The organism is Flavobacterium sp. GW821-FHT12A05 (assembly GCF_058807735.1).
This window is the reverse complement of record NZ_JBXAQY010000001.1, coordinates 230,712-253,482: the sequence shown is the minus strand read 5'-3', so window position 1 is coordinate 253,482 and position 22,771 is coordinate 230,712. Positions and strand designations below refer to the sequence as shown.

Here is a 22,771-nt window from a genome sequence, read left to right as displayed (position 1 = left end):
TCAAACATCTTACATATGGAAATCAATGAAAATTTGCAGGCCGAACGCAACTTAAAAGGAGCTGAGTTCGAAAAAACCGGAAACCTTGAAAAGGCAATTGAATTATATGAGGAAAATGTCAAGGAAAGCTTTAAAGGAAATCATCCTTATGATCGACTGGCTACGATCTACAAAAATCAAAACGATCTCGACAACGAGATCCGGATTTTAGAAAAAGCTATTGTAGTGTATGAAGGAATTACAATCGAAGATAGAATTGAGGGTTTGCCAAAACTTTTCCGTTTTAAAAACCGATTAGAAAAAGCAATTGAAACCAAAAAACAATTAGCAAAACAAAAGAAAGCGAAATTGAAATAAAAATACTTTCATAATTTTTATCATGATTACGATAAAACGAACCAATTCTGACGACATCGATTTTATAAATCTCGTTGCTTTATTAGATAAGGATTTAGCAGTAAGAGATGGAGACGATCATGCTTTTTACAATCAGTTTAATAAAACCGATAAGATAAAACATGTTCTCGTGTATTATGAAAATGACATTCCTGTTGGCTGCGGCGCTTTTAGAGAAAAAGAAAGCGATAAGACCGAAATCAAGCGAATGTACGTTCATCCTGACTATAGAAAAAGAGGAATTGCTTCTGCCGTTTTAGCAGCATTAGAAATTTGGGCAAAAGAAGTCGGTTACACCTACACGATTCTCGAAACCGGAAAAAACCAGCCGGAAGCCATCAACTTATATCAAAAATTAAATTATACCATCATTCCCAATTATCCGCCTTACGAAAAAATGGATAACAGCGTTTGCATGAAAAAGACTTTATAATAAATGAAAATTACTGCCGAAGCATTACGACAAAAAATAGGACAATTTTTCTTTCCTGCCGTTTTTATAAACGATACTGAAGAAAACATTCAGGAAACAGAACGCCTTATAAAAGAACACAATATTGGTGGATTGACCTTTTTCCATAGTCGGGCTAGCGCTGCAACCAATTACGAAAGCAAGAAAAAAGTAGTCTTTAATGATGACAGCTACGAAAAAATTAAAGCTTTAATTGTTCGCTATCAAAAAGCCGCTTCTACTCCACTTTTAATTAGTATTGATGCTGAATGGGGCTTGGCAATGCGAATTGAAAAAACACCTCAATATCCGTATGCGATTACACTTGGCGCTTTACCAGAAAATAAAGCTGATTTGGTTTACGAAGTTGGTAAACAAATTGGATTGGATTTAAAAGCAGCTGGAATTCAGTACAATTTATCGCCTTTGGCAGACATCAACAATAATCCAAATAATCCGGTTATTGGATATCGTTCTTTTGGTGAAAACAAAGAAAAAGTAGCCGATTTTTCGATTGAATATTTAAAAGGAATGTCGGAAGTTGGCGTTCTTGGCTGTCTGAAACATTTTCCCGGACACGGAAATACCAATGTCGATTCGCATTTAGGATTACCTGTTTTAAAGGAAACTCTGGAAGAATTAATGGAAAACGAATTATATCCGTTCATTAAAGGAATCGAAAACAATGTCGATTCGATTATGATTGGGCATTTGGCCGTTCCGAGTTTAAATGACGGAAAAGACACATCTGCAACATTATCCAAAGCGGTTATTCAGGATTTATTGCGCGATAAATTAGGTTATGATGGCTTGGTAATTTCGGATGCCTTAAATATGCACAGCGTTTCTAAATTATATGAAACTAAAGGACAATTAGAATGGGAAGCTTTCAATGCCGGAAATGACGTTTTATGCTTCGCCGAAAATGTTCCAGAAGGAATTGAAGCAATCTTTAAAAATGCTTCGCCAGACCGCATTTTCGAAAGCTATAACCGAATTATGAGGGCTAAAGAAAAAGCAGGAATTCTTTCTGGAAATACTGCAGCTTCCGGCGAATTGGATTTCGAAAAAACATCAAAAATAAATTTAGAAATTGCGCAAAATGCAATTACTAAAATCATCGATAACTCGAGTGCAGAATTAGCGTTTGAAGCACAGAAAAATAACAAATTAGCTAAACTGAGTTTATATAAAAATACCGAAAATACATTTTTCAAAACCTTAAATGCAAAATTACCTTCAATGGAATTTGCTTTTGAGAACGCTGAAGTTTCAGATATTAATTCAATAAAAAAACAATTAGAAACTTTCGATACCATTCTAATTTCATTATTTGTTCCAAAGGCAAAACCAATGAATAACTTCGAAATTGACGATTCGGTTTTAGAATTGCTTTCTGTTTTGCTTCAAACCAAAAAATGTATCGTTTATGTTTTCGGAAATCCGTATGCATTGCCTTTAATTCCTAACCTGGAAAAAGCTTCCGGACTAATTCAGGCATATCAGGATTTTGAAGAATTTCAAAAAACAGCAGGAATTCAGTTTTTAGAAAAAAATAGTTTCAACGGCGTTCTTCCGGTAAATATTGAAATTCAATAAGTTAAAACACTTAATAGTCAAAATTTATCAACTTATAAATTTTTATAATCACATCTTATTGTAAGAATCTGTACTTATACCCTACTTTTGCATCAGAAATAAATTTTTAACGTAAAACGAAAAATATGTCTTTAGTAGGAAAAAAATTCCCAAGTATTGCAGTAGATGCTATCTCAGAAATGGGTGACAATTTAAAAATCAACATTTTTGAAGAAGCAGTAAACAACAATAAAAAAGTACTTTTATTTTGGTACCCAAAAGATTTTACTTTTGTATGTCCAACTGAATTACACGCCTTTCAAGCTGCATTACCAGAATTTGAAAAAAGAAATACTATCGTAATTGGTGCTTCTTGCGACACAAACGAAGTTCACTTTGCTTGGTTAAACACACCAAAAAACAATGGTGGAATCGAAGGTGTTACTTACCCAATCTTAGCTGATACAAACCGTAACTTAGCTAACATTTTAGGTATTCTTGATATCGAATCTACAAGCTACAGCGAAGATACTGATTCAGTAATCGTTGAAGGTTCAAACGTAACTTACAGAGCTACTTACCTTATTGACGAAACTGGAAAAATCTTCCACGAAAGCGTAAACGATATGCCATTAGGACGTAACGTAAACGAATACTTAAGAATGGTTGACGCTTACACTCACATCCAAACTAAAGGTGAAGTTTGTCCTGCAAACTGGGAAGCTGGTAAAGAAGCTATGTCTGCTGACAGAGTTAGTACTGCTGAATACTTAAGCGCAAACTAATTTTTTTAAGGCTCTGAGGTTCTAAGGTACTGAGGCACTAAGCTTTTTACTGAACTTTCAAATCTTAAATACAATTCTACAATACAGTTATCAGGTTCTAAGATTAACACTTAGAATCTTAGAACCTTGATGACTTTAGATCTCAAAAAACAATTTTAACGTTAAGTCATTTTATGGACTAAGGGCTAAAAAAACTTAGAACCTTAGTACCTCAGCGACTTAGCACCTTAAAAAATAAAAACTATGTTAATCGACTTAAACGAAGATACGTTAGCAGATTTAGTTGCTAAAAACGAAAAAGTAGTAGTACAATATTCAGCTTCATGGTGTGGAAATTGCCGTATTATGAAACCAAAATTCAAAAAATTAGCAACAGAAAATGAAGCTATCACTTTTGTTTTGGTTGATGCAGAAAATTCTCCTGAATCAAGAAAATTAGCTAATGTGAGCAACCTGCCAACATTTGCAACTTTCGTAAACGGACAATTAGTTGGCGAAACTCAAACCAACAAACAAGAAGTTCTAATCGACTTGGTAAACGCAATTGCTTAAATTTAGATCGTTAGACTGGCTTAGATTTTTAGACTTCTTAGATGTTGTCTACAATTTAAAAAAGTCTAAGAAGTCTAAGAATGTCTAAAAATCTAAGAAATCTAAGAAATCTAAACTATGAAATTACCAGTAATAAAGCAATTAACGCAGTTCATCGAAGAAAACGATCAGGATTATATCATCGAAACAATCGAAGTTCTGGAAGCTATGACCGAAATTCCTTCTCTTAAAGACGAAGAATTAGACGTAATTGGCGAATTGATTTCGAATATGTACGGTGCTCTTGAAGTACACAAAATGGTTTCTCAGGGAACAGATAAAAAAGAAGCTCTTAACGCATTCATGAAACGCGTTTTAGGCTCAATCGATAAATAACATCGGCCACTTTTTCAAAAACAAAACAAAAAAACATGACTGAGAAAGCGTTTCCCCCAAGAAGCGCTTTTTTTTTTGTCTATACTTTTCGCAAGCAAAGTCATTGCGAGGAACGAAGCAACCTCACGCAGATTAGACATTTTATGTTTATAAATTTTGATAGTGAGATTGCTTCGTTCCTCGCAAAGACATACTAAAATCCGTTTAATCTGTGTCATCTGCGTGCCATTATACACAAACCAATATAGAAAAACCTCATCCTTAATCTCTCCTTAAACCCATAACAAATACTTTTAGATTCAAATATTAATCCTTACTTTTGAACCTCATTAAAATTAAAGAAAAATCATGGCTTCAATCACATTAGGAGGAAATCCAGTTCATACATCAGGCGAATTACCAGCAGTTGGTTCAAAATTGGCTGACTTCAAATTAGTACAAAACGATTTATCAGTTGCTTCATTAAGTAATTTCGCTGGTAAAAAACTAGTTTTAAACATTTTTCCAAGTGTTGACACAGGAACTTGTGCAGCATCTGTTAGAAAATTCAACCAAAGCGCAAGCGGATTAGAAAACACTACTGTTTTATGTATTTCTAGAGATTTACCTTTCGCTCAAAAACGTTTTTGTGGTGCAGAAGGTTTAGAAAATGTAGTTAATTTATCTGATTTTCAAGAAGGAAGTTTTGGTAAAGCAAACGGTTTAGAAATCGTTGACGGACCTTTAGCGGGTTTACACTCAAGAGCAATTATTGTGGTTGATGCTGACGGAACTATCACGCACACAGAACAAGTTGCAGAAATTGCAAACGAACCAAATTACGAAGCAGCTTTAGCAGCACTATAATATTTTCCAATAAATGGAGTTTCAAAAAGATAATACCTTTGTTACAGGCCGACTAAAAAGTGTTACGTATGCTTTTAAAGGAGCTGTAAAATTGATTAAAACAGAACACAGCGTTATGGTGCAATTCTCTTTGGGAATTATCATGACAATCGCTGGTTTCTATTTTCATATTTCTCAAACCGAATGGCTCTGTCAAACCTTAGCCATTGGTTTGGTTTTAAGTATTGAAGGATTAAATACAGCAGTTGAAAAAATTGCCGATTTTATTCATCCTGATTACAGCAGACGAATTGGTTTTATTAAAGATATTGCTGCAGGAGCGGTATTTTTTGCCGCCATGACAGCAATAGCAATTGGTTTGATTATTTATATTCCAAAATTTATATAGGCGGAACGCAAGAATGGCAAAAACAAAAAAAGAAACTGTAGACAAAAAAACCGAATCAAAAGTCGCAAGCATCAGATCTTGGACATTATCCAAACCACAAAAATTTGTGTTGGGCTGCCTTTTGGTACTCTTTTCTATTGCATTACTGGTTGCATTTATTTCTTTTTATGTCAACGGACAATGGCAGACAGACCAAAGTGCGGTTACTCAGATTGGGGATCGCGGCGAAGTGGTAGAAAACTGGCTCGGAAAATTCGGAGCTTTTCTTGCTGATTTAATCGTTTACAGAGGTTTCGGAATTGCATCTTTCATAATTGTTCGTTTATTTTTCCTAACCGGACTATTCATGGCATTGGAACTTTCGACCAAAAAATTAAAAAATACCTGGTTCTGGGATTTATTTGCCATTATTATTGTTTCGGTTTTATTTGGATTTTTCGCTACTTCGGCTCCCGAATTAGGCGGAACAATTGGTTACGAATTAAATCTATTTCTTCAGGATTACATCGGGAAAACCGGAACTTTACTGACGTTGCTTTTCGGATTGATTGTTTATTTGATCTTTAAAATAAAACTATCGCCTGAAAAAATTCAATCTTATTTTGATTCAACTAAAAAAGAATTCAAATCAGAATTAGGTTCTTTAAAACCTGTAACACAGCCGGAAAGTGCTTATAATTTAGAGGAATTTGCCATTGAAGAAGAAGATCCTGAATTAGATAATATCCATCTAAAAACACAAGATACTCAATTCGAAATCAACAAAGAAGCTTTAAAACCAACGATCAATCATTCGTCTGAAATTGAATTAAATCCAGTTTTAAAGCCAATTACACCAAAACAAGAACTGCCATTAGTTTCTCCTGATGAAGCTTTCGTAATAGAAAAATCGGAAGAAGAAGATATTATCGAAGAAAATCTGGCTTCTCGTCTTGTTGCTGATTTTGGATTATTTGATCCAACTTTAGATTTATCCAATTACAAATTTCCAACCATCGATTTATTAAAAGAATATTCGACTGGAGGAATTACCATTAATCAGGAAGAATTAGAAGAAAATAAAAATAAGATTGTAGATACACTTCGTAACTACAAAATTGAAATTGCACAAATTAAGGCAACCGTTGGACCATCGGTTACTTTATATGAAATTGTACCCGAAGCCGGAATCAGAATTTCTAAAATTAAGAGTTTAGAAGATGATATTGCGCTTTCACTTTCAGCATTAGGAATTCGTATTATTGCGCCAATTCCAGGAAAAGGAACAATTGGTATTGAGGTTCCTAACAAGAATCCTACTATGGTTTCGATGAAAAGTGTTATTGGTTCAGCTAAATTTCAGGAAGCCGAAATGGAACTGCCAATTGCTTTAGGAAAAACTATTTCGAATGAAACTTTTGTAGTCGATTTAGCCAAGATGCCTCACTTATTGATGGCGGGTGCTACAGGACAAGGAAAATCTGTTGGATTAAATGCGGTTTTAACTTCGCTTTTATACAAAAAACATCCAGCCGAAGTAAAATTCGTTTTGGTCGATCCGAAAAAAGTAGAGCTTACGCTTTTCAATAAAATAGAAAGACATTATTTAGCCAAACTTCCAGATACAGAAGACGCTATTATTACAGATAACGCAAAAGTAGTAAACACCTTAAACTCACTTTGTGTTGAAATGGATAATCGTTATTCTTTATTAAAGGATGCGATGGTTCGTAATATTAAGGAATACAACGAAAAATTCAAATCGAGAAAATTAAATCCGGAAGCCGGACATCGATTTTTACCTTACATCGTTTTGGTTGTCGATGAGTTCGCCGATTTAATTATGACGGCAGGAAAAGAAGTCGAAATTCCGATTGCGCGTCTGGCTCAGTTAGCACGTGCTATTGGTATTCACTTAATTATTGCTACACAAAGACCATCTGTTAACGTTATTACAGGTTTAATTAAAGCCAATTTCCCTGCAAGGATTGCGTTTAGAGTAACTTCAAAAATTGACTCTAGAACGATTCTTGACACACAAGGAGCAGATCAGTTAATTGGTCGTGGAGATTTACTGTACACTAACGGAAATGATGTTGTTCGTGTTCAGTGTGCTTTTATTGATACGCCAGAAGTAGAAAAAATTACAGATTTTATAGGAGGGCAAAAAGCTTACGCTACGGCTTATTTGCTTCCAGAGTTCGTTGGAGAAGAAACTGGCATTAATCTTGATATGGATATTTCTGAAAGAGATACCTTATTTAGAGAAGCTGCCGAGATTATTGTAAATGCGCAGCAAGGTTCTGCTTCGTTACTGCAAAGAAAATTGAAATTAGGCTACAACAGAGCCGGTCGTTTGATCGATCAGCTGGAAGCAGCAGGAATTGTAGGCCCATTTGAAGGCAGTAAAGCAAGAAGTGTGAATATTTTAGACTTAAGTGCTCTTGATCAATTTTTTAATAATGAACAAAATTAACCCCATCATGAGAACAAAAATTCAGGAAATCAAAAACAATTCTATCACTAACATGACTAAAAAGTGTGCTCAAATGGCCGTTTTATTGCTTTTGAGCTTCACTTCTATTCAAGCTCAGGATAAAAAAGCCAAAGATTTATTGAACGAAGTAACTTCTAAAATAAAAAGCTACGACAATATTGTTATTGATTTTAAATACTCTCTAAATAACGCCAAAGAAAATATCAATCAGGACAGTAAAGGAAATGTAACCATGAAAGGAAATCAATATGTATTGAACTTTATGGGCGTTACTAAAATTTTTGACGGTCAAAAAACATACACAATTGTCCCTGAAGACGAAGAAGTTACTGTGTCTAAAGTAAACGAAAAAGACGATAATGCTATTACGCCTTCAAAAATGCTTACTTTCTTTAATTCCGGATACAAATACAACATGGATATTGTTCAAAATGTAAAAGGAAGAAAGATCCAATACATCAAATTAGTGCCAACTACTGGAAAAGATCAAAGAAAAGAAATTCTCTTAGGTATTGATGTTCAGACTAAACACATCTATAATTTGATTGAAACTGGAAAAAACGGAACAAAAACAACTTTAACCGTTAATTCTTTTAAAACCAATCAGCCATTATCAAAAAATCAATTTACCTTTGTAGCGAGTAAATACCCGAAATACTACATCAATAAATTAGATTAATCAGAAGGTTGAAAATTCTAGACAAATACTTATTAAAGACATTCTTACTTACATTTACTACGGTATTTGTAATCTTATTTTTCATATTCATACTGCAGACAGTATGGCTATTTATATCAGAACTAGCAGGTAAAGATCTCGACTTAATACTGGTCGTGAAATTCCTGCTTTTTTCTATGCCCCGTATTATTCCGCTGGTTTTACCGCTTTCGGTTTTATTGGCTTCGATTATGACTTTCGGAAATTTGGCCGAAAACTACGAATTCGCTGCTATGAAATCTTCCGGAATCTCACTTCAAAGAGCCATGAGAGGTTTAATCGTTTTTATATTCGTTTTGAGTATTGTTGCCTTTTGGTTCGCCAATAATGTTATTCCTTACGCCGAATATAAGTTCGTTAACTTCCGTAAAAATATTGCTCAGGCAAAACCGGCAATGGCAATTGCCGAAGGGCAGTTTAATGATGTTGGAACCTACAATATCAAAGTTAATAAAAAATCCGGCGAGAACGGAAACATATTAACCGGAGTTACCATTCACGAAAAAGCAGTTAATATTGGTGAAAACAAAACCGTTATTAAAGCAAAAGACGGTAAGTTATTGAGTAACGAGAAATCAAGTATTTTAAAATTGGTTTTAAATGATGGTTACTATTACCAAGATGTTACGCCAAAAAAATACGAAGATCGTGCGAAACTTCCTTTTATTAAAGCGGCGTTTAAAAAACACATCATCAACATTGACTTATCAGAATTAAATAAAGTTGACGACAGTAAAGAAAGTATTGCCGGAACAAATGCAATGCTGAATGTAAACGAGTTACGTTATACTTTAGATTCATTAAACAAGAATTTGAATAATGAAATTATTTCATTTTCTGAGAATATAAACCAACGCGTTGGAATTAGAAAATCACTTGCTCCAACTGAAATTGATAAAGCCAGAAACAAAAAAACGTTACCAAACGATCTTTTGTCTTTATATACAAACAAGCAAAAATCTGACGTTTTAAAAATGGCCAGCAGTAATGTTACCAGTAACATTTACTCTATTGAATCGACTCAAAAAGATTTAAAAGACAAACAGCGCGAAATCAACAAACACTTAACAGCATTGTATGAAAAGTTTGTGATTGCTTTTGCCTGCTTTTTAATGTTTTTTATTGGCGCGCCTCTTGGAGCCATTATCCGAAAAGGCGGACTTGGTTTACCAATCGTTTTTGCCGTTTTAATTTTTATTACGTTCCATTTCATCAATACTTTTGGAAAAAGATTATCACAAGAAGGCGGAATGACTCCTTTTATGGGATCCTGGATGTCATCTTTTATATTATCTCCATTGGCTATATTATTAACGTATCGTGCTACAAACGACAACGGATTAATTAATTTTGATGCGATAACGACTCCTATTTCACAACTATTTCAAAAAATTTCTGAGCGGTTCTTTCCTGCTCAAAACAAACAATAATTATGTCAACAAAAATTCAACTTAATACCATTGAGGAAGCTATAGAGGATATTCGTCAAGGTAAAGTAATTATTGTAGTCGATGATGAAGATCGCGAAAATGAAGGTGATTTTTTGGCCGCAGCCGAGAAAGTAACACCTGAAATGATCAATTTCATGGCTACACACGGACGCGGATTAATTTGTACACCACTTACAGAAAGCCGCTGCAAAGAACTTGATTTACGTGCCATGGTTACTAATAATACAGACCATATGGAAACTGCTTTTACAGTTTCGGTAGATTTAAAAGGAAATGGCGTAACGACAGGAATTTCTGCTTCTGATAGATCAAGAACAGTTCAATCATTAGTTGACCCAAATACAAAACCACACGATTTAGCTCGTCCGGGACATATTTTTCCATTGATCGCCAAACAAGGCGGTGTTTTAAGAAGAACAGGCCATACTGAGGCTGCTATCGATTTTGCAAGATTGGCTGGTTTTAAACCTGCAGGTGTTATCTGCGAAATTTTAAATGAAGACGGAACAATGTCTCGTTTACCGGAACTTATTAAAGTAGCAAAGAAATTCGACTTAAAATTAGTTTCGATTGAGGATTTAGTTGCTTACAGAATGCAGCACGACAGCCTGATCGTTAAAAAAGAAGATTTTGATATCGAAACTCGTTTTGGAACTTTTAGATTAAGAGCTTACGAGCAAACGACAAATAAACAAATACATATTGCTTTAACAAAAGGAACATGGAATCTTGGAGAACCAATCTTAACCAGAATCCACTCTTCGCAGGTAAATAATGATTTATTAGGTACTTTAACTAATAATGCCGAACAGCAGTTAGACGATATGTTTAAGGTTATTAATGAAAATGGCAAAGGCGCTGTTATTTTTATTAACCAAGATATGACTGCAGTGAATTTATTAAACCGAATTGCTGAACTTAAATCATTACAATCTAAAGGAACATTAAAAGCTCCTAAGATAATTATAGACAGTAAAGATTACGGAATTGGGGCTCAAATCCTTCACGATATTGATATTTCTAAAATCAGATTAGTTTCGAACACGGAACAAACAAAACGTGTGGGAATGATTGGATACGGCCTTGAAATAACTGAATATGTAACTTACTAATCTATGGGAACAGTAGAAGAAAGAATCTTAAAATCGGAAACACGAATTTTTAAAGCGGTTTTCCCGAGTACAACAAATCATTACGACACTTTATTTGGAGGAACAGCGCTGCATTTAATGGATGAAGTTGCTTTTATTTGCGCTACACGCTTCAGCCGTAAAAAAGTGGTAACGATATCGACTGGCCAAATTGACTTTAAAAAAGCAATTCCGGCCGGAACTTTAATCGAATTAGTAGCAAAAGTGGACAGTGTTGGAAGAACAAGCTGTAAAATTCACGTTGATATTTTCATGGAACAAATGTATTCTGAGCTTCGCGAAACGGTAGTTTCAGGAACTTTTTCGTTTGTTGCAGTAGATGAAAACAAAAAACCAACACCGATTTTAGACAATTTGGAATAATTTTTCAAAAAAAACATTTTCAGAAATACTGATAATTAAGCACTTAAAAATTATCTCAAAAAAATCGCTGAAAAAGTTTTTATAATCGGAAAAGCGCACTATATTTGCACTCGCAATCACAAAACGATAGCGACATACTGGAGAAATGGCAGAGCGGTCGAATGCGGCAGTCTTGAAAACTGTTGACTGTAACAGGTCCGGGGGTTCGAATCCCTCTTTCTCCGCTGAGAGCTTAAAAGAGACTTTTTAAAGTTTACAAAAAGGCCAAAATTCACAATAAACCCTGCAAATCAAACGATTTGCAGGGTTTTGTCTTTTATACACATTTTCAATATTTTAAAACTGCACAAAATAGTCCTTAATTCCAACATGCAAAGGGGGTAATCACATTTACATCTTATTTAAACCGCGTTATAATTCTACATTTACTAATCTAATAAGTTGAATTATGCTGGAGAAAAGCTTTGGGTTAATTTTCTTTTTGAAAGCTCTCGCAGGCAATGGTTATACCGGCGCAACGCTGGAGAGGTTTAACATAACTAAAACCACGTTTCTACTTTTATAAAATTCAAAAAAGAAAAGATAAATCTTAACTTTAAAAGTAAAAGTCAATGGGACAACACTAAAAGATTTAAATCGTAAATTATTACACCTTTATCATTCCTCAAAACTATAGTTCCAAACCACATTTTCTTTTGTCTAAATGTCAAAATGCATCATTTGTATTACTTAATGCATCAAATTTACTACTCTGATTGATAGTGTAAAACTACATTTACAACTTTATATTTATTGATTTCATATAAATAAACCTATAAAATTATTATTCAAGATAAAAAGACAATTTAAACAGCTTTACCATAAAACTAAAAACCACAATGATGAAAAAACAAATTAAAAAGTATGCCTTTTTAGTGCTAATCATTTTCGGAAACGGATATGCTCAAACAAAAAAGTATATGGATACCAAAAAACCAATTGAAGACCGAATTTCACTTTTAATGAAAGAAATGACATTAGAAGAAAAAGTTGGACAAATGAATCAGTACAATGGTTTTTGGGATGTTACAGGACCCGCTCCAAAAGGCGGAAGTGCTGAATTAAAATACGAACATTTAAGAAAAGGTCTTGTTGGATCGATGCTTACGGTTCGCGGTGTAAAAGAAGTTCGTGCTGTACAGAAAATCGCGGTAGAAGAAACCCGTTTAGGAATTCCTTTAATTATTGGTTTTGACGTTATTCATGGTTATAAAACTTTGAGTCCAATTCCGCTGGCAGAAGCAGCAAGCTGGGATTTGGAAGCAATAAAAAAGTCGGCGGCAATTGCGGCAGATGAAGCTTCTGCATCGGGAATTAACTGGACTTTTGCACCAAATGTCGACGTTTCAAATGATGCGCGCTGGGGACGTGTTATGGAAGGTGCCGGTGAAGATCCTTATTTGGGAAGTAAAATTGGTTATGCAAGAGTAAAAGGTTTTCAGGGAGAAACTGTTGCCGATTTGGCTAAAGTAAATACGATTGCAGCTTGTGCAAAACACTTTGCGGCATACGGTTTTGTTGAGGCAGGATTGGAATATAATATGGTAGACATCAGTAATTCTAAATTATACAACTCGGTTTTACCGCCTTTTAAAGCAACAGTTGATGCAGGAATTCGCACGTTTATGAATTCATTCAATACATTAAACGGTATTCCGGCAACGGGAAATGCATTTTTACAAAGAGATATTCTAAAAGGAAAATGGAATTTCGACGGATTTGTGGTTTCGGATTATGCTTCTATTCGCGAAATGATTGCTCACGGTTATGCAAAAGATGAAGCTGATGCAACGGCAAAAGCTGTAATTGCGGGTTCTGATATGGATATGGAATCGTATTTGTATGTGGCAAAACTGGTTGATTTGGTGAAATCTGGAAAGGTAAAAGAATCTTTGGTTGATGATGCAGTACGCCGAATTTTACGCGTGAAATTTGAATTAGGTTTATTTGATGATCCGTACAGATATTGTGATGAAAAACGCGAGAAAGCGGTTGTAGGAAGTAAAGCTAATAATGAAGGCGTTTTGGACATGGCAAAAAAATCTATTGTTTTGTTGAAGAACGAAAGGAATTTACTTCCGCTGAAAAAATCAGGGCAGAAAATTGCTTTGATTGGCGCTTTGGCAAATGATAAAAACAGTCCGCTTGGAAGCTGGAGAATCGCAGCCGATGATAATACTGCGGTTTCGGTTTTAGAAGGAATGCAGCAATACAAAGACAATCAATTGTTTTTTGAAAAAGGAGCCGACTTATTGAAACAAAAAGCAACTTTCTTAACTGAAACTGTTTTTAACACAACTGACAAAAGCGGATTTGAAGCGGCAAAAACAGCTGCAAAAAATGCTGATGTTGTGGTGATGGTTTTAGGTGAATATGGTTTTCAAAGTGGAGAAGCAAGAAGCAGAACTGATCTAAATTTGCCTGGAGTTCAACAGGAATTATTAGAGGAAATCTATAAGGTAAATCCAAATGTGGTTTTGGTTTTAAACAATGGTCGTCCGCTGAGTATTCCGTGGGCTGCTCAAAATATTCCGGCTATTGTAGAAGCCTGGCATTTAGGAACTCAAACCGGAAATGCGGTTGCGCAGGTTTTATATGGAGATTATAACCCGAGTGGAAAACTACCTATGTCGTTTCCGAGAAATGTAGGTCAGGCGCCAATATATTACAACAAATACAGTACGGGAAGACCAATTGACAGCGACAAAAATGTGTTTTGGTCACATTATATGGATGTAGAAAAAACACCTCAGTTTCCGTTTGGTTTTGGGTTGAGTTACACCACTTTCGATTATAAAAATCTTAAGCTAAATAAAACTGCTTTTGCAAAAGGAGAAAAAATTCAAGTAACTGTTGACGTAACAAACACAGGAAATTATGACGGAAAAGAAGTCGTTCAATTATACATAAATGATCCTGTTGCCAGTATAGTAAGACCTATTAAAGAGCTAAAAGGTTTTGAACTTGTTGCCTTAAAAAAGGGAGAAACTAAAACAATTCAATTTACATTGACTGAAAAGGAACTTGGTTTTTATGATAACGAAGGCAAATATTTAGTAGAATCTGGTTTCTTTAATATCATGGTTGGCTGGAATTCTAATGAAGGTCTTACCAGCAAATTTGAACTAAAATAAAGTTTTTCTAAAAAATAATTGAAAAAATCCGTTTTTATCAGCGTTTTCGCTTTAGCTAATAAGTAAAATCAGTGTCTAATTTTGACGCGGATAAAACAGATTTACTTGGTAAAGACACGGATAAAAACGGATTTGATTTGCAATAATTTTATTTTTTAAAATCTTAACTCAATGAAATTGCCCGAAGCGTCGGGATTATTCTTAAGTAAACAATCTAATAACCTGAGCATGATTAATTAATAATTGGGCTCAGGTTTTTGGCAATATGATAAAATTTACACTTAAAAAGTATATTTCCTATTTAGTTTTATTAATATTGTTTTTATTACACTTAAAGTAAAAGGAAATCTTCAAGGAGAATTGATCAATAATACTATTAAATGAAAAATATTAAATACATTCTTGTATGCTTCTTTATAGGTCTAAATTGCCTGTTTTCTCAAGATAAATTTGACAATTACCAATTTAGAAGTATACAGGAAACTACTTCAAAAAGAGCCATTTCTTCGATTATTCAGGATAAAAACGGTTTTATTTGGATCGGTACAAACGGCACGGGTTTGTACCGATATGATGGTGTAAATTATTTTGGATATGAATACAATAAAAAACCCGGTTCATTAAACAGTAACTTTATTTATGCCACTTTTATTGATTCTGAAAATAACTTATGGGTGGGTACCGATGACGGTTTGTGTTTGTACAACAGGGATTTAGATAATTTTACCAAAATCAATATTGAAGATGTTATTCGAAAAGGTTATGACGAACCTATTACCGTAAAAACAATTATTCAGGATAACAACGGCAATTTAATTTTAGGTACGTATGGTTTTGGATTGTTCAAACTCAATATAAAAACTTTAAAAGCTTCTCTGATTCCGTCAAAAGTGCTGGACAAATTTAATTTTCTAATAAAATCTTCGGTAAAAAATAAGCACGGAATTATTTATTTAGGAACAAGTTATGGTCTTTTGGAACTCGATTTAAACGGAAAACTAAAACAGGTTTATAAAGACAAGTTTAAAAGGGAACCCTTATTAGATGATATCGAAAATCTTGTTGTTGATAAATTTGGATATATATGGCTGGGAACAACGGAAAACGGCCTGATAAAAATTAAACCGGAAACTGATAATTACCAATTTGAAAACTTTTCTATTACCAAAAATAAAATCTTATCGATTATAGAAAGCAGTCACGATTATATCATTTGCGGTACCGAAAATGACGGATTATTGGTTGTAAATTATAAAGGGCAGGTATTACAGAAATATTTACACAGTAAATACAATGATTTTAGTTTAAAATCGAATTCGGTTTGGTCTTTATATGAGGATAAAGAAAAGCGTCTTTGGTTAGGCTATTTTAATAAAGGACTTGGTGTATTTGACAAACCTAATAACAAATTCAATTCTCTCGAATCACAAGTAAACAACGATAATTCACTGCAAACCAGTTACGTTACATCTGTTATAAAAGATAAAAAAGGAAATCTTTTAATCAGTAATGAAGGCGGAGGACTTGACATTTATAATCTTGCTGCTAAAAGTTACATTCACGTAAACAAAAACAATCAAAGCTACTATTCCGGTTTGGATGCTGCTGATATTCAGACGATATTTATAGACAGTCAACAAAATATCTGGATAGGAAGCTGGGATCGCGGCATCTACTTTTTAAAAAATGGCACTACCCGATTCATAAACTATAATACGGCAAATACTTCGGGATTAAAATCGAATAGGATTTTTACTTTTTCGGAAGATTCAAAAGGCCGAATCTGGATTGGAACTTTTATAAAAGGATTGCATTATTTTGATAATAAGACCAATACTTTTGTTCATTGTGAGTCGAAATCATTTACAGACAACGCGTTAGACAACGCTTTTATCCGTAAAGTTTTTGTGGATTCTGATAATGTTTTGTGGGTTGGGACCATCTTAGGTTTATATCAGGTAAGTTTAAAAGACGGCTTTGATTTTAAAGTGACCAATATGCGAGATGCCATGTTCAAGGACAAAACGAAGTACAACAGCATTCAGACCATTTTATCGATTTATGAATCCAATGATAAAACAATTTGGATAGGAACTGATGGCGAAGGATTGTTTAATTATAATAAAAAAGATAAGACATTTTCGAACTTTAATAATTTTCCTGGTTTTAAAGAAAAATCTGTTCGTGCGATAATTGCTGACAATAATGGTTCTTTATGGATAAGCGGCGGATCTGGATTAACGAAACTGGATTTTAAAAATAAAAAAAGTACCAATTTCACTAAAGATGATGGTCTTGTTGATAATGATTTTAACAATAATGCTGTCTTTAAAGATGGAAATGGGGAGCTATATTTTGGCAGTTACGAGGGAGTAAATTATTTTAATCCTAACGAGATTAAAAAAACAGAAAAAGCGCCAAAATTGTATTTCAGCGATTTTAAATTATTCAATAAATCTGTAAAACCTAATGAAGATGCTTCGCCGTTAACCAAAGTAATTGCTCAGACTAAAGAAATTATTCTCAACTATACACAATCTGTTTTTACGATTGAATATGTAGGAATCAATTATAATTATTCTAAGAAAAACCAATACGCTTATTATCTGCAAGGCTTTGAAAAAGATTGGAATTATGTGGGGAATAACAGAACGGCAACTTATACCAATCTGGCGCCTGGCGATTATATTTTTAAAGTTAAATCGGCAAATGCAGATGGTTCCTGGAGTAATACTCCATTAGAATTAAAAATAAAAATTCTGCCTCCGTGGTGGAAAACTTTTTGGGCTTATTTATTATATACTTCTATTTTAGTTTTCCTGATTATATATCTTAATAAAATTTATCAAAATCGCTTTAAAGCCAAACAAGCTATACTTTTAGAAAAAGAAAAAAACATTCAGTCAGAGAAATTGAACAATAAGAAATTACAATTCTTTACTAATATTTCGCATGAATTCAGAACGCCATTAACATTGATTATAAATCCATTGGAAGATATTTTAAGAAGTAAAAATTTATCTCCTGAAATACATAATAAACTAAAAATTGTACACAAAAGTTCCGATAGGCTTTCGAGACTTATCAATGAGCTTATGGATTTTAATAAATTAGAGTTCAACAAAATTTCCCTTCAGGCCAAAAAAATTGAAGTTGTAACATTTACACAAGGCATCATTGGTTATTTTGATGAAGAAGCTGCAGCCCGAAATATTACAATTAATTTCAAATCTGCATTTGATGAACTTGAAGACTGGTTAGACCCTAAAATGCTCGAAAAAATACTCTTTAATATCATTTCAAACGCATTTAAATTTACTCCGGATAATGGTTCTATTACCATTTCTATAGCCAAATCAGATACGGATAATTCATTGTTAATTAACGGTGACAGCGTTCCTTCTTTTTCAATAACAATTACTGATACCGGTTCCGGAATTCATAAAAAAGATCTCAAAAGAATCTTTGACAGATTTTATCAGGTCAATAATGTCAATAAAGATTATTATGGAAGTACAGGAATTGGTTTAGAGGTTGTAAAAGAATTTGTTGAGCTTCATAAAGGAAGAATTGATGTTGAAAGTCAGGTTGGAGAAGGCACAAAATTTACGGTAACTTTTCCTTTAGGTAAATCTTTGTATAAGAAAAGTGAAATAATCGACGAGGTTTTTAAAACAGAAAAAACTAAAAACCAATTTCTGTCTGAATCTGTTAATCATTCTTCTGATGATGATTATGACACGGATCAATCTGTTGAAAATGATGTTGTCGAAACTGCAAAACCATACACGGTTTTAATTGTTGAAGACAATCCTGAATTAAGAAATTATCTTAAACATGAACTAAGCAAATTATATAAGGTTATTGTCGCCGAAAATGGTCAGAAAGGCTATGAACTTGCTGTTCAGAAATTACCGGATTTAATCATTACAGACGTTATTATGCCCGTAATGGACGGTTTACAATTGTGTAAAAACATAAAAGGAGATTTAAAAACAAGCCATATTCCTTTGTTAATGCTTTCGGCAAAAGCAATGGTAAAAGACCGATTAGAAGGTATCGATTCCGGTGCAGATATGTATTTAAGCAAACCATTTGAGTTAGATATTCTAAAATCGAGTCTGGCACAGCTTATTACAAGCAGACAAATTATGTTTAAGAAATTTTATAGCGGAATCACAAAAGATGGCAAAGAAAAAACTACGTCACTTGATAATGATTTCATTCAAAAGATTCTGCATTTTATTAACGAAAACATTAGTGAACCTGAATTGACTGTAGAACTTTTATCTTCTAAAATTTTCCTGAGCAGAAGTCAGTTGTATCGAAAGATAAAAACATTAACAGGCGTTTCGGTTAATGAATTTATCAGAAACGTACGTTTAGAAAAAGCAAAACAACTGATCGAAAAAGGAAATAATAATATCAACGAAATAAGCTATAAAGTAGGATTTACTTCTCCCTCCTATTTCTCCAAATGTTATAAGATTAAATACGGACACTTGCCTACAAAAGAAAAAAAGACATAAGAATAAGCGCTAAAATACGCCGTTAAAAGAGCTCTGAAATAAAAATCGGAGCTCTTTTTTTGTAAGTCAATTTTTTCAAAAAGTATCTTTAGTAATTTGAAACAAAAATTGACATTTCTAAAATATTATTTCCTTTTTTTATACAAACAATACTTTTTGCGTCATTTTACTAGCAATACTTCAGTATCTGTTTTTATATCTCAATTGTCTCTTTTTAGCAATAATAACGTTTTCGCATCTTTTTTTGCATCATTTGTTGTACAATATGCTTCATCTGTTCTACAATAGCAACCCACTAGATTTTACTTTCGTTAAGAAATATTTAAGAAAAAAGTTTTCTTCTCGTAACTCTAATTTTGAGTATGCAAAAAACCTTTCTATTAAATATTTTCCAATAAAAAACTAACTAACTTAATTAACCAATTTTTATGCAGAAAAGAACATTAAAAAAACTATTGTGCTTAATAGTATGTATGTGGGGAAATTTTTTCTTTGCTCAAACTGTTAAAGGAAAAGTAACATCAGGAGGACTTGGCTTACCGGGTGTTGGTGTAATAGTAGAAGGAACAAAAAATGCAACTACCACCGATTTTGACGGAGGTTTTATCCTAAACAATGTAGATCCAAAAAGCACATTGATCTTTAGTTACATCGGTTACAAAAATGTGTCTATGCCAGCAGACACAAAATCAGTGATGAAAATCAATATGGTTAATGACCTTGAAAAATTAAATGAAGTAGTCGTAATTGGTTACGGAACTTCAAAAAGAAAAGATGTAAATGGTGCAATTTCTTCCATCAAAGCTTCTGAGATTCAGGACAAGCCTTTTACTTCTATTGATCAGGCACTTGTGGGTAAAGCTGCGGGTGTAAATGTGACTCAAAATTCGGGTACACCAGGAGGAGGAATTTCGGTACAAATTCGAGGAATTACTTCTATTAACGGAAATGAACCTTTGTATGTAATTGACGGAACTCCGGTTTTTGCGGATAAAAATAACGATTCATTTTCATTTAGTGCTTTAGGCGGAGGAAACGGGCAAACTAAAAACTCGGCTTTGTCAGGATTGAATATTTCGGATATCGAAACTATAGATATTCTAAAAGACGCTTCATCAACGGCAATATACGGTGCAAATGGTGCAAATGGTGTTGTTTTGATTACAACTAAAAAGGGAAAAAAAGGAAAATCGACTTTTTCATATGAAACGTATATGGGAACTCAGCAAGTGACAAATTCAGTTGATGTTTTAAACTTGCCTCAATATGCAGCTTATCAGGCTAAAATTTTCAAAATGAATGGCGAACCAATTCCGTATCAATATCAAAAACCTGATTTATTAGGAAATGGAACAAACTGGCAGGACGAACTTTTTAGAACTGCGACCATGTACAATCATCAAATATCATTTTCAGGTGAAAAAGAAGGAACAAGATATTATACGTCTTTGAATTATTTTGATCAGGAAGGTATTGTTCTAAATTCAGATTTCAACAGAATGTCGATGCGATTAAACATCGATTCAACTGTAAAATCATGGCTGAAAATTGGTAACAATATGTCGATCAGTAAATCATCTCAACAAGTTGTCAGAAACGATGACAGAGGTGGTTTAGTAATGAATACGTTAAGACAATCTCCAGAATTACCGGTTAGATATGCTGACGGTTCTTTTGCCGGTCCTACAAGTGGTTTGGGTTCGTCAGCAAATGAAGCAACAAATCCAATTGCTTTATCAGAATACAATAACGCAAAAACGGATCGCTATAAAATCAATGGAAATGTATTTGCCGATTTCACTCTTACCAAAGGTTTGGTTTTTAGAACGGAATTGGGATATGATTTAAATTTTGCAAAAAGCAGCTCTTTTGCACCTAAATATACTTTAGGAAATGTGTCTGAGCTTTTAAATAAATCATTCAAACAACAGGATCAAAGCTTTTATTGGAGTTTAAAAAACTATTTAACTTATAATAAAACGTTCAACGAGAAACACAATTTTACTTTTTTACTTGGTCAGGAAGCACAGGAAAGTCAATACGAATATTTGAGCGGTTACAGATCGGGTGATTTCCTAAGCAAAAATTTTAACAACTTAAACATTGGCGATATAGATACTGCAGTTAACGGAAATGGCTCTGGCAGATGGTCTATGACTTCTTATATTTCGAGATTAAATTATAGTTTTTCTGATCGTTATTCTTTTTCGGCGTCTTTAAGAGCAGATGCTTCTTCAAATTTTGGACCTAATAATAAATGGGGTTACTTCCCTTCATTTGCTGCAGGTTGGACTGTTAGTAACGAAAAGTTTTTTGAGCCTTTATCTTCTACAGTAAATTATTTAAAATTTAGAGCAGGTTATGGTTCTGTAGGAAATCAAAATATTCCGGCAAACAGATACCAAACGATTCTTTCCTTAACGGCATCTCCATTTGGAGGCGTATCTCCAACAATTGACAACTTGGGTAATCCTAATATTAAATGGGAATCACTTAAGTCTTTTGATGTTGGTTTTGAATTAGGAATGCTTAATAACAGAGTAAAATTAGACTTTGATTATTATGTTAAACATTCTTCTAATTTCCTAACAAAACAAATCAATGATGAGTCGAATCAAAGTGCACTTAATTATTATTTGAATACGGGTGAAATTGAAACGAAAGGAGTTGAACTTACCCTGAATACCAGAAACATTGTTACAGAAAATTTTACATGGGACAGTACCATTATCTTTTCAAAATACAATAATGAACTAACAAGTTTTCAAGGTGCAGGGAAATCATTATTAGGAAAAGTACAATTTGACTTGTATAACGTTACCAGAACTACAGAAGGTCAACCAGTTGGACAATTCTACGGATATGTTACCGACGGATTATTTAAAAATGCTGCAGAATTAGCCGCAGGACCAATTCAGGAAACAGGAACAGGAATTGGCGATATTCGCTTTAAAGATCTTAATGGCGACGGAAAAATTGATGCTAAAGATCAAAAAGCTATAGGAAGCGCAATTCCTGATTTCACCTATTCATTTACGAATAATTTTAAGTATAAAAACCTTAGTTTATCTGTTGTTTTAACCGGAAGTCAGGGCAATGAAATCTACAACTTTACGCGTCATTATACTGATGGTATTTATCCTGGGTTTGGAGATCGATTTGCAAACGTGAGTACAAGGGCTATAAATGCTTTTGAGCCGGGAGTAAACGAAAACACAAATGAACCAAGAATTACGCTTAATGATCCAAATGGAAATGGAAGAATCTCAAACAGATTTGTTGAAGATGGTTCTTACTTAAGAATTCAGAATGTTTCTTTGAGCTACGATTTACCAAGCCAGATATTCAAAAATTCTATTATATCTAAAATGAGATTGTATGTCAATGTTCAAAACTTATACACATGGACAAAATACTCCGGTTTTGATCCTGCTTTAGGAAATTTAGATCAAAATATAACGCTTAGCGGTATTGATCTGGGACGTTATCCAGTGCCAAGAACTACTTCTATGGGTTTAAATTTAGAATTCTAAAATTGA

16 protein-coding genes and 1 tRNA gene are annotated in these 22,771 nt (G+C 33.6%); all 17 read left to right on the top strand.

The window, feature by feature from the left end; translation table 11 throughout:
• Positions 1–15: 15 nt before the first annotated feature.
• The 17 genes from AC1RRQ_RS00830 to AC1RRQ_RS00750 all read left to right on the top strand — a co-directional run bounded on the left by AC1RRQ_RS00830 (position 16) and on the right by AC1RRQ_RS00750 (position 22,765).
• The gene (locus AC1RRQ_RS00830; protein WP_493020479.1) at positions 16–357 is read left to right on the top strand and encodes a hypothetical protein; all 342 of its coding nucleotides are present in this window, start codon (positions 16–18) and stop codon (positions 355–357) included.
• 22 nt (positions 358–379) lie between these two features.
• Positions 380–829 (top strand): GNAT family N-acetyltransferase, encoded by a 450-nt coding sequence (locus AC1RRQ_RS00825; protein WP_493020477.1) that lies wholly within the window; start codon positions 380–382, stop codon positions 827–829.
• A 3-nt stretch (positions 830–832) separates the two neighbouring features.
• Entirely contained in the window at positions 833–2,446 is a 1,614-nt protein-coding gene (locus AC1RRQ_RS00820; protein ID WP_493020475.1) for a glycoside hydrolase family 3 protein, read from the top strand.
• Between the two features lie 125 nt (positions 2,447–2,571).
• Positions 2,572–3,210: a peroxiredoxin gene (locus AC1RRQ_RS00815; RefSeq protein WP_031453682.1), complete on the top strand. Its 639-nt coding sequence runs from the start codon at positions 2,572–2,574 to the stop codon at positions 3,208–3,210.
• A 243-nt stretch (positions 3,211–3,453) separates the two neighbouring features.
• Positions 3,454–3,762, top strand: a complete 309-nt coding sequence (locus tag AC1RRQ_RS00810) for a thioredoxin family protein (protein WP_007805605.1) — start codon at positions 3,454–3,456, stop codon at positions 3,760–3,762.
• A 117-nt stretch (positions 3,763–3,879) separates the two neighbouring features.
• Complete coding sequence (locus tag AC1RRQ_RS00805) at positions 3,880–4,137, top strand: DUF6952 family protein (protein ID WP_042566605.1); 258 nt, start codon at positions 3,880–3,882, stop codon at positions 4,135–4,137.
• A gap of 348 nt (positions 4,138–4,485) precedes the next feature.
• Entirely contained in the window at positions 4,486–4,983 is a 498-nt protein-coding gene (gene tpx / locus AC1RRQ_RS00800) for a thiol peroxidase (RefSeq protein WP_071636766.1), read from the top strand.
• A gap of 13 nt (positions 4,984–4,996) precedes the next feature.
• Positions 4,997–5,371, top strand: coding sequence for a diacylglycerol kinase (locus AC1RRQ_RS00795; protein WP_180859357.1), 375 nt, complete (start codon positions 4,997–4,999; stop codon positions 5,369–5,371).
• A gap of 13 nt (positions 5,372–5,384) precedes the next feature.
• A complete protein-coding gene (locus AC1RRQ_RS00790) occupies positions 5,385–7,826 on the top strand; it encodes an FtsK/SpoIIIE family DNA translocase (RefSeq protein WP_493020470.1) in 2,442 nt (813 codons plus the stop codon).
• 73 nt (positions 7,827–7,899) lie between these two features.
• Complete coding sequence (gene lolA1 / locus AC1RRQ_RS00785; protein WP_493021451.1) at positions 7,900–8,526, top strand: outer membrane lipoprotein periplasmic chaperone LolA1; 627 nt, start codon at positions 7,900–7,902, stop codon at positions 8,524–8,526.
• Positions 8,527–8,534: 8 nt separating this feature from the next.
• Entirely contained in the window at positions 8,535–9,995 is a 1,461-nt protein-coding gene (locus AC1RRQ_RS00780) for an LptF/LptG family permease (protein WP_493020468.1), read from the top strand.
• A 2-nt stretch (positions 9,996–9,997) separates the two neighbouring features.
• The gene (gene ribB, locus AC1RRQ_RS00775) at positions 9,998–11,128 is read left to right on the top strand and encodes a 3,4-dihydroxy-2-butanone-4-phosphate synthase (protein ID WP_493020466.1); all 1,131 of its coding nucleotides are present in this window, start codon (positions 9,998–10,000) and stop codon (positions 11,126–11,128) included.
• Between the two features lie 3 nt (positions 11,129–11,131).
• Positions 11,132–11,530 (top strand): acyl-CoA thioesterase, encoded by a 399-nt coding sequence (locus AC1RRQ_RS00770; protein ID WP_493020464.1) that lies wholly within the window; start codon positions 11,132–11,134, stop codon positions 11,528–11,530.
• A 139-nt stretch (positions 11,531–11,669) separates the two neighbouring features.
• Positions 11,670–11,754, top strand: a tRNA-Ser gene (locus AC1RRQ_RS00765).
• Between the two features lie 657 nt (positions 11,755–12,411).
• On the top strand, positions 12,412–14,703 hold the full coding sequence (gene bglX / locus AC1RRQ_RS00760) for a beta-glucosidase BglX (protein ID WP_493020462.1): 2,292 nt from the start codon (positions 12,412–12,414) through the stop codon (positions 14,701–14,703).
• A gap of 380 nt (positions 14,704–15,083) precedes the next feature.
• A complete protein-coding gene (locus AC1RRQ_RS00755; protein ID WP_493020460.1) occupies positions 15,084–19,232 on the top strand; it encodes a hybrid sensor histidine kinase/response regulator in 4,149 nt (1,382 codons plus the stop codon).
• Positions 19,233–19,705: 473 nt separating this feature from the next.
• Positions 19,706–22,765 carry a SusC/RagA family TonB-linked outer membrane protein gene (locus AC1RRQ_RS00750; RefSeq protein ID WP_493020458.1) on the top strand — a complete coding sequence of 1,020 codons (3,060 nt, stop codon included), beginning with the start codon at positions 19,706–19,708 and terminating at the stop codon, positions 22,763–22,765.
• Positions 22,766–22,771: the final 6 nt, after the last annotated feature.